At 50.4% G+C, this 14799-nt stretch carries 18 protein-coding genes; all 18 read right to left on the reverse strand.

What is annotated here, in order from left to right; all coding sequences use genetic code 11:
• Positions 1-12 precede the first annotated feature (12 nt).
• Positions 13-783 carry a CheR family methyltransferase gene (locus tag A4E54_RS06685; protein ID WP_286725174.1) on the reverse strand — a complete coding sequence of 257 codons (771 nt, stop codon included), beginning with the start codon at positions 781-783 and terminating at the stop codon, positions 13-15.
• Positions 784-831: 48 nt separating this feature from the next.
• Positions 832-1362 carry a chemotaxis protein CheD gene (locus tag A4E54_RS06690; protein ID WP_240083196.1) on the reverse strand — a complete coding sequence of 177 codons (531 nt, stop codon included), beginning with the start codon at positions 1360-1362 and terminating at the stop codon, positions 832-834.
• Between the two features lie 12 nt (positions 1363-1374).
• The gene (locus A4E54_RS06695; protein WP_240083197.1) at positions 1375-2133 is read right to left on the reverse strand and encodes a flagellar hook-basal body protein; all 759 of its coding nucleotides are present in this window, start codon (positions 2131-2133) and stop codon (positions 1375-1377) included.
• Between the two features lie 79 nt (positions 2134-2212).
• Complete coding sequence (locus A4E54_RS06700; protein WP_240083198.1) at positions 2213-2986, reverse strand: flagellar hook-basal body protein; 774 nt, start codon at positions 2984-2986, stop codon at positions 2213-2215.
• A 70-nt stretch (positions 2987-3056) separates the two neighbouring features.
• On the reverse strand, positions 3057-3839 hold the full coding sequence (locus tag A4E54_RS06705; protein WP_240083199.1) for a FliA/WhiG family RNA polymerase sigma factor: 783 nt from the start codon (positions 3837-3839) through the stop codon (positions 3057-3059).
• Between the two features lie 51 nt (positions 3840-3890).
• On the reverse strand, positions 3891-4457 hold the full coding sequence (locus tag A4E54_RS06710; protein ID WP_286725178.1) for a flagellar brake protein: 567 nt from the start codon (positions 4455-4457) through the stop codon (positions 3891-3893).
• Between the two features lie 95 nt (positions 4458-4552).
• Positions 4553-5419: a MinD/ParA family protein gene (locus A4E54_RS06715; RefSeq protein ID WP_240083201.1), complete on the reverse strand. Its 867-nt coding sequence runs from the start codon at positions 5417-5419 to the stop codon at positions 4553-4555.
• The gene (flhF, locus tag A4E54_RS06720; protein ID WP_286725180.1) at positions 5400-6677 is read right to left on the reverse strand and encodes a flagellar biosynthesis GTPase FlhF; all 1278 of its coding nucleotides are present in this window, start codon (positions 6675-6677) and stop codon (positions 5400-5402) included. Before flhF ends, A4E54_RS06715 begins: the two co-directional genes overlap by 20 nt.
• The gene (gene flhA / locus A4E54_RS06725) at positions 6674-8758 is read right to left on the reverse strand and encodes a flagellar biosynthesis protein FlhA (RefSeq protein WP_240083203.1); all 2085 of its coding nucleotides are present in this window, start codon (positions 8756-8758) and stop codon (positions 6674-6676) included. The genes flhF and flhA overlap by 4 nt, the downstream gene beginning before the upstream one ends.
• A gap of 213 nt (positions 8759-8971) precedes the next feature.
• Positions 8972-10054 carry a flagellar biosynthesis protein FlhB gene (gene flhB / locus A4E54_RS06730; protein ID WP_240083204.1) on the reverse strand — a complete coding sequence of 361 codons (1083 nt, stop codon included), beginning with the start codon at positions 10052-10054 and terminating at the stop codon, positions 8972-8974.
• Positions 10055-10825, reverse strand: a complete 771-nt coding sequence (fliR, locus tag A4E54_RS06735) for a flagellar biosynthetic protein FliR (protein WP_240083205.1) — start codon at positions 10823-10825, stop codon at positions 10055-10057.
• Between the two features lie 15 nt (positions 10826-10840).
• A complete protein-coding gene (fliQ, locus tag A4E54_RS06740) occupies positions 10841-11110 on the reverse strand; it encodes a flagellar biosynthesis protein FliQ (RefSeq protein WP_240083206.1) in 270 nt (89 codons plus the stop codon).
• 16 nt (positions 11111-11126) lie between these two features.
• Positions 11127-11876: a flagellar type III secretion system pore protein FliP gene (fliP, locus tag A4E54_RS06745; RefSeq protein ID WP_353681818.1), complete on the reverse strand. Its 750-nt coding sequence runs from the start codon at positions 11874-11876 to the stop codon at positions 11127-11129.
• A gap of 20 nt (positions 11877-11896) precedes the next feature.
• Complete coding sequence (locus A4E54_RS06750; RefSeq protein ID WP_240083207.1) at positions 11897-12388, reverse strand: flagellar biosynthetic protein FliO; 492 nt, start codon at positions 12386-12388, stop codon at positions 11897-11899.
• Positions 12385-12759 carry a FliM/FliN family flagellar motor switch protein gene (locus A4E54_RS06755; RefSeq protein WP_240083273.1) on the reverse strand — a complete coding sequence of 125 codons (375 nt, stop codon included), beginning with the start codon at positions 12757-12759 and terminating at the stop codon, positions 12385-12387. Before A4E54_RS06755 ends, A4E54_RS06750 begins: the two co-directional genes overlap by 4 nt.
• Before the next feature lie 14 nt (positions 12760-12773).
• On the reverse strand, positions 12774-13310 hold the full coding sequence (locus A4E54_RS06760) for a flagellar basal body-associated FliL family protein (protein ID WP_286725187.1): 537 nt from the start codon (positions 13308-13310) through the stop codon (positions 12774-12776).
• 99 nt (positions 13311-13409) lie between these two features.
• Positions 13410-14249 (reverse strand): flagellar hook-basal body complex protein, encoded by an 840-nt coding sequence (locus tag A4E54_RS06765; RefSeq protein ID WP_286725190.1) that lies wholly within the window; start codon positions 14247-14249, stop codon positions 13410-13412.
• A 156-nt stretch (positions 14250-14405) separates the two neighbouring features.
• A complete protein-coding gene (locus A4E54_RS06770; protein ID WP_240083210.1) occupies positions 14406-14795 on the reverse strand; it encodes a TIGR02530 family flagellar biosynthesis protein in 390 nt (129 codons plus the stop codon).
• Positions 14796-14799 lie beyond the last annotated feature (4 nt).

Genomic DNA, 14799 nt, shown 5'->3' on the forward strand with positions numbered 1-14799 from the left:
TCCCCTCTTCAATCACTTTCTAAGATAATAACATGAGGCAATTTTCTCAAGGCCCAACTCCTTGTAGTTGAAGATCATTTCACTGGCGCCGATAAACAGCACACCTCCGGGTCTCAGCGCTTTAACGAATTTATTGTTCAAGACGTCCTGCGCGTCCCTGGTAAAATATATCATCACATTCCGGCAGGCGATCAAATCGTAGCCCTGGCCGTATTGATCCAGCAGCAGATCATGCTGCCGCAAGGTTACCATGTTTTTAATCTTATCAGATAAGTAGTATGAATTGCCTTCTTTTCTGAAATATTTCGCCAGTCTGGCGCTGCTGACATTGCGCACCTGATCCGCATTGTAACAAGCCGTGGCCGCAGCCTGGAGAATATTCCGGTCCAAATCGGTTCCTTCGATCTGGTGACGGCGATTTGGAGACAACTCATTCAAAATAATGGCCATGGAATATGGCTCGGCCCCGTTGGAGCAGGCCGCGCTCCAGACTTTCAGGGTACCTTTTCCCAACAGCATCGGCAGTATTTTTTCTTCCAGTACGTCAAACATCGCTTTATCGCGAAAAAACTCGGATACATTGATAGTCACGGTGTCCAGGAAATTCATGTAAGCCTTTTGCTCTGAAAGCAAGAGCTTTAGAAAGCCGGCGTAGTCGCCGCTGCTTATTTTTTGTTTTGTCATCAGGCTGTCCAGCCGGCGTTTTAATTGATTCTCTTTATAAGCGTTTAAGTTCAGTTTAAAATTGCTGCGCACTCTATCTTTAAAAAGTGAAAAGTCCATGCTTGATTCTTTTATCTCCATCCACTAGTGATATTTTCTGCCTAGCCTTCAAATCACTTTCACTGGTGTACCTACCGTCCGTATAATCACCTGACCGTTAGTTGTATCCAGAATCATGGTTCTGCCCCTGTTTCCGCCCACTTCCTCCGCCATTATCCGGATACCCAGGTTTTTTAAGGTCTGCCTGGTCATGGCAATATTTCGCTCCCCGATATTTAAAACAAATTTTTCATTCAGCCCGGAAAACATCTGCGCCCCGCCGGCAATCTTCGCCTGAAGATTGTTTACTTTGCCTCCGTATCGTCCAATCTCCGATAACAGGAGGGGTATTCCCAAATCGGCAAATTTAGCCGGTTTATTTACGCTGTTGAACTGGGTGCTGTCAGGGAGCATGATATGCAGCAACCCCCCCACTCTGGTAGCCGGATCGTACAAAGTAAGCCCGACACAGGAACCAAGGCCCAGGGTTATCAAACGATGCGGCTGTGCCGTAACTTTCAAATCAGCTATACCCACCTGAATCTCGGTCAATTTCGCCTCCTGGAATGCCGCAGCTTCCCGTACCGGTGAAGACTGCATTTTTAGATCACCCTACTTCCGCAAATTATTAGCCATACTCCACATTTCATCCGCGGTACGCATAGTCCGGGCATTAAATCCGTAAGCACGCTGAGCTTCAATCAAATTTGCCATCTCCTCCACCAAACTAAAGTTCGGCATTTCCAGAAACCCCTGTATAATCGTACCGTAACCCGGACTTGCGGCAATCCCGGGCGCAACCGTTCCGGCCGTATCGTCAAATGATAAAAGATCCCCTCCCTCCAGCTTCAGTCCCGCTAAATTAGTGAACTTGTAAAGCTGGATTTGACCTGATGCAGAAATACCCTCGGGGCCTTCGGCTTCCACTGTTCCATCCGCGGAAATCATAATCCTGTCGGTATCGGGGCTAAACCGGATTCCCTCCAGCACACAGCCATTAGGATTTACCAGGTTACCGGACTCATCAAGGTTAAAAGTGCCGTCGCGAGTATAATACTCCTCGTTGCCGCGGACAACCCGGAAAAAACCTTCCCCATTAATTGCCAGATCCAGCGAGCGCCCGGTTTTTACGACGTCACCCGGGCTAAAATACTTGGCTACTTGCGCCACCCGCACACCATTGCCCGAGGTTACCTCAGGATTGCCTGGAGAACCGGTATACACAACTGACTGGTTGATCAGTTGGGCAAAATTAGTCCGGAGTTTTTTATAGCCAGGCGTATCGATATTGCTCAGGTTATTAGCCAATGTGTCCACTCTCAGCTGCTGGGCGTTTAGACCACAAGCACTGCTGCTTAATGCCTTCAGCATAACCTTCCACCTCTATAATACCATAATTTTTAAAAAATACCATTATCCGATCTTATTTGCGATATACAATAAAAATATTTTATCTTAAGCTGCCCACCTCGTTAACTGCTTTAGCCAGCAGCTCGTCTTGAGATTGAATCATCCGCTGGTTAGCCTCGTATGCGCGGGTCACTTTAATCAGGCTTACCATCTCGTCCACAAGATTGACATTGGAACCTTCCAGAAAACCCTGCTTGACAGTAGTGGCGGACGCGGTTTCAGCCGCTCCATCCCTGTCGATGAATATATCGTCAGACTCCTTGTAGAGACTGTCGAGGCTGCTGAATTCAGCCAGGCGGAGCCTTTCCACCCGGACACCGTCGACCGTAATGCTCCCGTCGGACTCGACATCAAATTTCAACTCCGCGTCTCCCAGTGATATCTCGCCGTTCTCGCCAAGCACCCGATAACCCCCGGCAGTAGTCAGATAGCCTTCTTCGTCAATTTTAAAAGCGCCGTTGCGAGTATAACCAACTCTGCCCGGCTCACCCTGTCCCGAAGCGTCAACCGCGAAAAACCCCGGCCCCTTCAGGAGAATGTCTGTCTTATTCCCGGTTTCCCGGATAATCCCCGTGGTGAAGTCCGTTGACACTTCCGCCAGCCGCGCCCCTATCCCGGTGGTGCCAATCCTCCGGGTTTTCTGCGGCAATGATGATTTTTCATTCTGCGGACCACCCTTTTCAATCATAAGCATTTCCGGAAAACTTCTTATTAAATATGTGTCCTTTTTATAGCCCGGAGTAGTTGCGTTGGCAATATCATTGGCCGTGCCGTCGATACATGTTTGCAAAACATCCATCCCGGAAGTAGCCATGTATAAGCCTCTTAGCAATTCGTACCACACCCTTCGATTAATTGTTTCATTTATTACACTATTACACAATTCACACGGTCAGGTAGGAAACCTGCTCCAGCTTTTTCCTCAGCCGGTCAATCGCCCTGGTATGCAGCTGACAGACTCTTGATTCCGAAACTTCAAGCACTTTGCTTATTTCCTTTAAGGTCAGCTTTTCTTGATAATATAGGGATAATACCAACTGGTCTTTTTCATTCAGCTGGCCGATCGCTTCTGCCAGAAGACGCCTGCCTTCCTTTTTTTCGACAATATCCAGGGGATCGGGACTTGCCGGATCCCGGATTAAGTCCACCAAGCGGACAGTTTCACCTTCGGTGCCCGGCGTGATTTCATCCAGTGAAGAAAGACTAAGCAGGTTGGTCTGCCCGGCCAGCCTGTGCAACTCAGACAAGCTCACTCCCATTGCCTCAGCCAGCATCTCGCCCGACACATTGTCACCATGTTCTTTTTGCAATTTTTCCCTTGTCGCATTTAAATGCTGTATTCTTTGCCATACCGTACGGGGCACCCAGTTCAGCTTCCGTATTTCATCAATCATGGCGCCCCTGATGCGGCTGTATGCAAAAGCCTTGAAGCTGGTTCCCAGATCAGGATTAAATTTGTCCACCGCCTCCAATAGGCCGAACACCCCGTAGCTTTCCAGGTCTTCCTGGTCTATTACGGCAGGCAGTCTTACCGCCAGCCGCCCCGCGAGATGTTTTACCAAAGGAAGGTGTTCCATAACCAACTCATGCTTGATGCTTTTCTCCCTCGTTGTGTGGTATTCCCGCCAAAGTTCTTCGTTAACAGCCATGTCATCACCCATTTCCATAGAGGAGGCTGCTCTTTTTTATCAGAAGACATCTCATACAAAAAATTCAATTTATCTTAACCGCCTTTGCTCAGACATCCTGTTAAACAAGAAGCGGGTAATTAAATCCTCTTGTTTGCGGCTTATTTTTACAAATTGGATAGCGGCTTGACGCAATCTTGTGCGCTCATCAACCCATGTTCTTAACACTCTGCCGACAACGTCTATATCCTGAGGTCCTGTTTTCAGAGGAACAGCGAATTTGATCATTAAACGCGTTTCCGCGGCTAAATCACTCTTGATCAATATCCTCATCCCGCCGCCGCTTAAATCCAAACTATCTGTTTTTATAAAAACAGGTTCTTTGCCTTCCAAAGGGAGCCTGGCATATTTAACTTCCAACGTCGTGGGAACCCTGACAAACTCCCTTAGCTGCACCCGAGTGTAATCTTCCGGCATGGCCAGCACAAACAGCGGGATATTATCGTGCCGTCGCCCGCGTGTCATGGTGGTAAACTCATACCGCGTCATATCAGCAATAAACGATACTTTTACTTGATCTCCCTTGCTTAAAACCAGCGGCCTTGATTCCTTCACCGGAACCGCTATGCAGAATTCACGCTCGTTGACATCCTGCACGCTGGAAGCGTATCAGTCATCTTCACTATTTAAACGGGCGACCCTGATGTTCTGGTTTATCTTAATCCATTTCCGCGCTGTCAAATATGTTCCTCCTAACAAAATAAACCCATCAACTTGCTCCAGAACCCACCGCCAGCCGCCGCAGAACGCGTTCCTCCCGTCAATAGCTCCGCCATCCCGGCAACACTGCGGGAAGCGGCTGAAGAGGGGCTGGCCGTAAAGAAAGGTTGCTGCCTTTTTATTGCCTGGGCCACCTGCTTGTCTTCGGGGATCCAGCCAAGGCTGTTAATCTTTATTTCCAGGAACCGGCCGGCCACCGCTTGAATTTTGCTTAGCGTGCGCATTGCCTCCTGCCTGCCGGCCGCGCGGTTCACCACCAGATATACTTCCGAATGCACTTTATAATTGGCCAGCACCTTGATCAGCGCGTAAGCGTCGGTCAGCGAAGTCGGATCGGGCGTAACCACTATGATCACTTCCCCCGCCGCCGCTAAGAAACCCAGCACATTTTTATTGATGCCCGCGCCGTTATCGATAATTAGAACGTCGTCAGGAGCGCTGAACCGGTCGAACATTTTCAGCAGCCATTGCCGCCTGGCGTGGTCCAAATTGGCCATCTCCAGGCAACCGGAACCGCCTGATATAACATTTATCCCCAGCGGGCCGGGCACAATTATTTCATCAATGGTTTTATCCCCATAGAGCACTTCATACAGGCTAAAGCGGGGTGTCAGCCCAAGCATTACCTCTGCGTTTGCCAGGCCCAGGTCCGCGTCGAACAGAGTGACCTTGAGGCCCATCCCGGCCAGACAAAGCGCCAGGTTAACCGACAAGCTGGTCTTGCCGACTCCGCCTTTGCCGCTTGCCACGGCTATGGCCCTGGGACCGTACGGCATGTTTTCGCTTTTCGCTATCGAACCCCGGTAAATACGGCCCGCTCTAGGTGGCCATAGTTTCATCCGGGTCAACTCCCCTGAAAAGTAGTTCCGCTATGCTCCTGGGCTTAGCTTCGCTGATGCAGTCCGGTATACCCTGGCCGTCCGCCAGGTAGGCCACAGGCATGCCATAATTATTGACTACATTTAAAACAGAGCCAAAAGTCTCGGTCTCATCAAGCTTAGTGAAGATTATTTTTGAGCACTTAATCCGCTGGAATTCATAAACGATTTTATTTAAATCCCTGTTTTTTGTGGTTAAACTTAAAACCAAGAAGATGTCCTGCGGCTCTCCCACAGCATTAAGAAAACTCTTTAACTCCAGCAGTTGTCCGTTATTTCGCGCCGAGCGGCCGGCAGTATCTACCAGGATATAGTCTTTATCCGCGTGGTTTTCCAACACTCTGCCAAGTTCAGCCGGAGTCATCACCACTTCAACCGGAATACCCAGAAAATCTCCATAAACCTGCAGTTGTTCCATCGCTCCCAGCCGGTATGTCTGCACTGCAACCAGGGCAATCTTTTTCTGCTCGTCAAGGCTGAGTTTGGTCGCTAACTTTGCCAGCGTGGTTGTCTTTCCCACCCCGGTGGGACCGACGAAGGTCAGCACCCTTGCTTTTGGCGCTTGTATGTAGGCCGGCTCCAACAGGCGGATGATTTGCCTTTTGATATGCAGGTAGGCATTTTCGGATTCAGCGCCGGGCTGGCTTGACTCACTGCCGAGGTCCGACAACAGACTATCGACGATATTTTCATCCACATCCATTTTCAGCAGCGCTTCTCGCCAGTTGATTACCAAATCTTCGCCCCGGCTCGCCCCTATTTCTTTGTTCACAATCATTTCAAAGAGATTTCCCCTTTCGTGGCCCGGCTGGACAAACCGCACGCCGGTGTCCGCGTTGGCGCCCGGCTCCACCGCCGGCCGGCCGTTCACCGGGTTCCCTTGCTGCTTTGCGCCGTGTCCGCCGCCGGTAAGGTAGAGCGTGCGTCCACCATGTCCTTGCTGTTTCAGGGGCAGCGGCGCTGCGGGGTGAGTTTGCCTGCCTGCCGTGTTGCCGGCCGCCGCAGTGAGCTGCGCCGGGGCTCTTTTCAATCTTAGATTGATCTCGTGGGGCTCATCAAGGGCGGCGGTAACTTCCAGCAGCCTGGGCGTAAAAAACCCCGCGAGGCCCTTGGAAGGCACCCGGTAACTGCTGACGATCACCGCCTCCGGACCCAGATCTTGCTTTATCAGCCTGATTGCCTCCTGCATTTCTCTAACTACATAACGTTTAATTTTCAATCAAACATCACCGTCCCTACAGCTTCAACTTCAATATTCGGAGCTATTTCATTCATTGAAAGAACCGCCATGTTCGGCAGCAGCCTTTCTGTCAGCCTGCGAAACGGCAGGCGTACCTTTGACGAGCAGAGAACCACCGGGGGCAACCCGCGCAAGGCCAGATTATCAACCGTTTCCTTCAACTTATTTAAAACCTGCCTGGCAACCTGCGGTTCTAAAACAGGATAGGAACCCATCTGAGTCTGCTCGATGGATTCGGCAACCGACTGCTCCAACCTGGGGTGTAAAGTGACTACCGCTATTTTTGATGAGTCCGTCCCGGTATACTGGCTGCAAATGGTCCTGGCCAGGGCCTGCCGCGTGCATTCCGTCAGGTAGTCGGGGTCCTTGCTTATTCTGGCGCCGTCCGCCAGCGCCTCTAAAATACTGGCCAGGTCCTTAATCGGCACCCTTTCTTTCAGTAGATTCTGCAAGATTTTTTGCACTTCGCCCATGCTCATCAAGTCAGGAACCAGTTCCTCCACCACAACCGAATTCTTTTCTTTGACAACATCCAGCAGTTCCTTCACTTCCTGCCTGCCCAGCAACTCATGCGCGTGCTTTTTCACAATCTCGGTGAGGTGGGTGACCAGCACGGTGGCACAGTCGACAACGGTAAAACCGGTCATCTCCACCTGGTCGCGGTCTTCAGCGGCCACCCACCAGGCAGGCAGGCCGAAAGTCGGCTCAGTGGTAGGTGTTCCTTTGACGTTCAGTTCCTGCCCAAGCGGGTCCATGGCCAGGAATTGCCCCGGCATCAACTCGCCGGCGGCTACTTCTACCCCGCGCAGCTTAAAAGAGTACGCGTTCGGGTTAAGCTGCAGGTTATCCCTGATCCGGATTGGGCGTACGTAAATGCCCATTTCCCCGGCGCACTGGCGCCGGACAGCCGCCAAACGGTGCAGCAGGTCACCGCCCTGCCCCTCGTCAGTCAGCAGGATCAGATTATAACCTATTTCAATTTCCAAGGTATCCACCTGGAAGAACGCGGAAACATTTTCCGGCTCTTTCTTTCGATCACGGCTCTCCCGCGCAACCTGTTCCCGCTCCGTCGTCGATTTTTTCTGCTCCGCGCGGAGCATGCTGTATGCAAAGTATCCCGTAATGCCGGCCAGGGAGAGAAACAATATGTTCGGCATAGCCGGAATAAGGCCGATCACAAACAGGATAAATGTGGCCACTATCAATACTTTCGGGAAATTTAAAAACTGGCTTGAAAGATCTTTGCCAAAGCTGGTTTCGGAAGTGGCCCTGGTGACCAGAATACCAGTCGCGGTTGAAATAAGGAGCGCCGGTATCTGGGCAACCAAACCCTCACCGATGGTCAGCAATGTATAAGTCTGCAGCGCCTCAATAAAAGGCATGTTCTTCTGCACCATGCCGATAATCAGTCCGCCCAGAATGTTGATAATTATGATAATGATACCGGCGATGGCGTCTCCGCGGACGAACTTGCTGGCCCCGTCCATCGCCCCGAAGAAGTCAGCTTCACGCTGCAGGCGTTTCCGCTTCTCCCGCGCTTCGACCTCGCTAATCATGCCGGCGTTAAACTCGGCGTCAATGCTCATCTGCTTGCCCGGCATGGCGTCCAGGGTAAACCGCGCGGCAACCTCCGCCACCCTGCCTGCGCCGTTGGTGATCACCACGAACTGGATGACAGTGATAATAATAAATACGACCATACCAACCACATAGCTGCCGCCGACCACAAACTCTCCAAAAGCCGCGATTACGTTACCGGCCGCCGCGTTGCTCAAAATCAAGCGGGTGGACGAAATATTCAGCGCCAGGCGGAAAAGCGTGGTTACCAGCAAGAGCGAAGGAAAAACAGAAAATTGCAAGGGCTCGACAGTAAACATAGTGATTAAGAGAACCACCAGCCCCATGGTCATGCTCAGAGTCAGCAGGACGTCTAGAAAAGCAGGCTTCAGCGGAATAATGATCAACAGGATGATCCCAACGATCAGCCCGGCGATAATCAAATCGCTGCTCTTTTTTAAATACGCTTTTGCCGTTACGGGCAGGGGTGTTGGAGAAGCCATTTTTCCCTCGCTTGTTATCACTGTTAGGTACTCAGAAGTCAGGAGTCAGAATTCAGCATAATTCAAAACAATAAATGTTCTTTCTTTTATTCTGACTGCTGACTCTGGGCACTGAGTACTAACTTTTTATTTGTTCGGAATTCAGCAGTCAGCATTCAGAATAATTCATCACAAGATACTGTTCTTTTATTCTGACTCCTGACTCCTGCTCACTTAATAAGATCGGTAGTTTTCTTTTGCTTTCAGCCGGTAAACCATGGCCAGGATTTGCGCCACAGCCTGGTAAATCTCCAGCGGTATTTCCTGATCGATTTCCACGTTATGATAAATAAACTGCGCCACTTCTTTATTCTCAATGACCGGAACGGCATTGTCGCCGGCAATTTCCTTAATCCGCAAGGCGAAGTGTCCCGCCCCTTTAGCCACCAGACGGGGCGCCGCCATCTCGCCCTGCTCATAACGCAGGGCAACCGCCAGGCGGGTCGGGTTGGTTACCACCACAGTGGCCTTCGGCACTTCCTTGGCGATCCGGCTCATGGAAATATTGCGGTGGACCTCCCGCCGCCTGGACTTAATCTGCTGGTCGCCTTCCATCTGTTTGAATTCATCCTTCACTTCCTGCTTGCTCATCATCAGGCTTTTATTGTATTCATAGCGCTGGTACAGATAATCAAACAGCGCTAAAACAAGGTAGCACAGCCCCGCCCAGAAGGCCACTTTAATAATAAAACCAACTACTACCTGATAAATCCCCCACGGTGAGCAGTGAAAAAGCACAAGCAGGCTATCCAGACTTTTTCTAATTAATTGAAAGGTAATCCCGCCGATTATCGAGAACTTCGCGATTGACTTGACCAGCTCAACCAGGCTGCGGCGTGAAAACATGCGCTGAAAGCCCGACAAAGGGTTTAAGACGTTAGGGTTGGGCCGCAGCGCTTCACTGGAAAGAAGAAAACCAACCTGAGCAATGTTGGAAACCATAACCACCAGCAAAGCGACTCCAAAAAAAGGAGCGAGCACTTTCAAGGAAAACATCACCGCGTCGCTGAGCGACAGCAGCGGGTTGTAATCCGCACCGTAGTGGCCGCCGACCTCGCTGAAATAGCCGGTCAAATAACGCTGCAGGTCCAGAAAAAAAGAATCTTTTACGGCATATAGCAAAATCACTAGCGCCAGCAGGCATAAAGCACCGGTTAAATCAACGCTTTTCGCCACCTGTCCTTTTTTCCGCGCTTCCTCCAAGCGCTTAGGTGTCGCCTGTTCCGTTTTTTCCTGTGCGCTGCTGCTGCCGGCCACTTATATCAACACTCTCATTAATGAATATAAATCTCTTTCGATCATGTTGATCAATGAGTGAAAGACAGTCCCGAGCAAGGGGATTAAAAAACTCAAGGTCAACAGACCGACTGCTATTTTAACGAGAAAACCAGTTAGAAACACATTGATCTGCGGTGTGGTGCGCGATAAAAAGCCAAGGGCCAAATCACTCACCAGCAGCACAGCCAGGACAGGCGCGCTCACCTGTAAAGCAATGGTAAACGCCCCGGAAAAAGTTTTTATCAGAACGAGCGGCATGCTTCCATTCATCAGGGTTGCCGCGCTCAGCGGCACGAGATCGTAGCTTTTCGCCAGACCCATAATCAGGGTGTAATGGCCGTCCAGGATCAGGAAGAGAATTAGCGCCAGCAGGTACAAGTACTGGGCAAGCAGCGTGTTCTGCACCCCGTTCATCGGGTCAACCATGCTGGCCATGGAATAGCCAATCTGGACATCAATCATCTGGCCGGCCATCCGGATACTGTTTAGAATAATTGTTACCGTGATGCCTAATAGCAAGCCGACAGCAATTTCGCTGATAATCGCCAGCCCATACCCCCAGACGCCTCCGGGCAGCGCTGTCAGGTTGGCGGCGGCGGTGGGGAAAAGAACAATGGCCAGCGCCAGCGGAAAACAGACTTTAAAAAGCGGCGGGATACCCCTAAAACCAAAAAGCGGCCCCGAAATCATAAAGGCTGCAGCCCTTAAAAACACCAAAAAGAAGGCTAACAACTGGTTTATATCGGGCAAATATCAACACCCCGGTCAATGTAGTAAATTGGGTATCTGGCCATAAAGGTTCGTTGTGTAATTAATTACATTTTTCAGCATCCAGGAACCCAGCAGCAGCAAAGTTAAAAACATCCCCACTATTTTCGGCACCATATTCAACATTTGATCCTGAATCTGGGTGGTGGCCTGCAGCACGCTGATCAGCAGGCCGATCAAAAGCGCCACAGCCATGGACGGTCCCGCAAGGAGCAAAACCATAAACAAAGCTTCACGCGCCATATGAACAACGAAGGTTTGGCTCAACTTTCTTTCCTCCTCCTCACCGGAAGCTTTCCATCAGGGATTTAACAACCAGCGACCAGCCGTCCACCATTACAAAGAGAAGCAATTTGAAAGGCAGCGCGATCATGATCGGCGGAAGCATAAACATGCCCATTGCCATCAGAATGCTGGCCACAACCATGTCAATAACCAGGAAAGGCACAAAAAGAAGGAACCCGATTTCAAAAGCCGTTTTCAATTCACTGATCACAAACGAAGGTATTACCACATATAAAGGCACATCTTCAGGTTTCTCCGGCCTTTCTATTTTCGCCAGATTGACAAACAATCCAAGATCTTTTTCCCTGGTCTGCCTGAGCATAAAGCTCTTCAAAGGCTTAGCCGCCAGCTCCTGCGCCTCCTGCTGGCTGATCTGGTTATTCAAGTAGGGCTGGAGCGCTCCCTCATTGATTTCTTGGTAAGTCGGCGCCATGATAAATACCGTCAGAAACAAGGAAAGACCTATAACAACCTGATTGCTTGGAATCGTGGGCACTCCCAGGGCTGTCCGCAGCAATGAAAGCACAATCACGATCCTGGTAAAAGAAGTCATCATCACCAGGAAAGCAGGCGCCAGTGACAATAACGTCAGCAGGACAAGCAGCTTGACACTGTCCACCACCTGCTCCGGGCTGTCAGAAGGATGAATATTCAGGTCAACAGCCGGAAGCGGCGCGGCCGCCGCTTCCGTGGTCAAGAGAAATGTTAATGCCAATAGCAGGAGAAGGACCGTGAGCCTAACCTTCAAACTTTTTCACTCATTTCACATTACCTATTCTGCTTATTGCCACGTCGCATGCCGCCTCCCTGCCGGGAAGCGCCCAGTGACCGCAGCTTGTCCATAGCAGCCAGACTTGCCTCGAAAATAAACCCCCTTTTCAACCGGCCGGGAACAGGACCTGTGTCCCCGGTCACACCGGTTTCCCGGATCTGATCGATTTCTTTTATGGCCCGGGGGGTCAATTCCAAAACATCTTCAGCAGCTATCTTTTCCGGTAAAGGTAATTCATCCAGTTCCTTAATTAATTGAATTGTGTTGTCCTGGTGGGCCAGCAGGTAATACTTTTCTCCAAGGCCGATCAGACTCAAAACCGTTTTGGGCCCCAGGGGAAGCTGCTCAACCAGCTTCATCCGGTTCTTGCCCGGCGTCACCGCATAGCGGCGGGCAAGACCATACTTCAATACCAGATAAGCCATGAAGAGAACAACCGGTAAAGCAACCAGCACACGGACCGCAGCCCAGATTAAATCACTGCTCATATCAAGCCTTCCGACAATTTTAAATTTTGAACCTCGTTGACAGCGTTGATCCGGACGTTAAAAACGTCGTTGACAATAATCACTTCACCTTTGGCGAACCTTTGCTGGTTGACGTTCACCTCAACCGACTCACCGACAACTTTGTCAAGCTTGATCACGGAACCTTCCTCAAGGCTCAGCAATTCCCCTAAATTGAGGTCCCCCTGACCAAGCTCAACGCTTACCTCAATGTAGACATCATCCAGGTGGGACAGGCCTGTTTTCAGGTTTTCCATATCCGCCGGTTTTAGAGAGGGAAATTGTACTTTTCTTATTTCAACCTCGCCTTTTTTCGGGCTGCCTAGAAGAGACTTGATTTCTTCTTCGGTCATCAAAGCGCTTCCTCCTACTGGACCAGAAAATCCGTGAAAAATATTCCGGTGATATCTCCGGTTTTCAAATTATTGTTAATATCATTAAGCAAGCTATTTTTAAGATTCTCAACCGCACCGGCGGCAGTGACGTCGGTAAGCGTTTTCGTGCGCAAAGTGGAAATCAAGGTGTCCCTTACCTGATGCTGCTTGTCCTTTAATTCCTTGGCCAGGTGTTTATTATCCCTGGGATACTCTGTGACAACCTCAACCCTGAGGTAGTGCCCTCCCCCGTCACCGGAAAGATTCACCACTACTTCGCCCAGATCCAGTTTCTCACATTCCACTTCCGCCGCTTTTGCGGTTTTTTCAGGCGCTGTTTTCTCTTCCACACTGCTGGACTTCTTCACCACCGCGCCATCCTCGGCTGGACTCTTAAAAAAGAAATACCAGCCGGCCGCAGAACCGGCCAAAACCACCAGGATTATGAGCAAAATCAATATTAATTTTTTTCTTTTTGATTTTTCTTTCTGGCTACCTTTTCCCTGAGGTTTTTCACTGTCCTTCGGCACGGCCACACCTACTTTTCTTGGATTCTTGGATTATATGAAACATACGGCTTAGCATTACTGCCCTAAAAAGGCCCTTCTTATATTAAGCTTAAAATACAGCTACCGCTTGATGTTCAACAATTCCTCCAAAATCTGGTCGGAAGTGGTGACTGTCCTGGCATTGGCCTGGTAGCCCCGCTGGGTGGTGATCATGTTGACAAACTCGTCGGTCAGGTCCACGTTGGACATTTCCAGGAAGCCGGAGTCGATTTCACCGTAGCCGCCGGAATTGGGCGCCCCGTAGGCCCCACCCGAAACCTCCCCGCTGGTCGGAGAAATTCGATATATATTTAGTCCGTCCCGCTCCAGGCCGTCCTGGTTGGGAAACATGGCCAGTCCGATTTGAAAAGCATCCTCATACTCGGTACCGTCCAGGAGTGAATAGGATATATACCCGTCTTTCTCAATATTGATAGTCGCCACCCCGCTCGAACTAACGTCAAGCGTGATCGGGTTGCCGTCAACATCACAAAGGTTGTAGCCGCTCGAATTGACCAGATTGCCCACATTGTCAATATAGAATATTCCTTCTCTTGTATACGCCTCGTTAGTTTGGCCGGTCCCATCAACCATATTGCCGTCTGTCGACAATACGAACCAACCGTTTCCGTTGATGTAAAGGTCAAGCGAGCGGCCTGTGGTTTGCGGAGCCCCCTCGCCGGTATTGTTGGTGATGCTGGAAACCATCACGCCCAGACCGACTTGTGAGGGGTTGACTCCGCCTACTGTACCATCTCCGGCACTGGGGTAGCGCACCGTCTGGTACAGAATATCCTGAAAATTTGTCCTGCTGCCCTTAAAGCCGGTTGTGTTGACATTGGCGACGTTATTGCCGATAACGTCCATTCTGATCTGGTGGTTTTTCATTCCCGAAGCGCCGGAAAAAAGAGACCTAATCATTATTATTATCCTCCTTTTGGTCAGCCGCCTCAGTCGTTCGGCGGCCCGCGCAGCCCCCTCTCGGGCCGGCTGCGATTTCTTAAGTAGTCAGTAATCAGTAGTCAGTAGCTGTCTTTTTGGTTTTCCCATGGGGTTGAAGCAAACAACCCGGACCAGCTACCTTACGATTACTGCACTGTCTATATTGGTGAAAACATGGTCTGTCGTAGAATTATTGTCCATGGCCGTCACTATCGTCTTGTTGCGGACGCTGGTGATCAACGCCAGGTCACCGTAAATAATCAGCGATTCACGCGAGCCCTTGGATTCGGCCTGTTTCACGGCCATATTGATCTTGTCCAGATCATCCTGAGCCAGGACAATATTCCTCTCTTTCAGCCGCTTTTCAGCGTGCGCTGAAATCTTTATTTCCTGACCCTTGGCAATCTCCCGCTGCACCGCTTCCTGAAAGGACAGCTTGTCGTCTTTCCGGGGCGACTGCCTGCCACCCGCCGGAACAACCGGAAGCGGCGCGACCGGCAGGATGGAGCTGATTTCCCGGTTCATTCCG

The organism is Pelotomaculum sp. PtaB.Bin117 (assembly GCF_002067195.1).
GTDB lineage: Bacteria > Bacillota > Desulfotomaculia > Desulfotomaculales > Pelotomaculaceae > Pelotomaculum_D > Pelotomaculum_D terephthalicicum.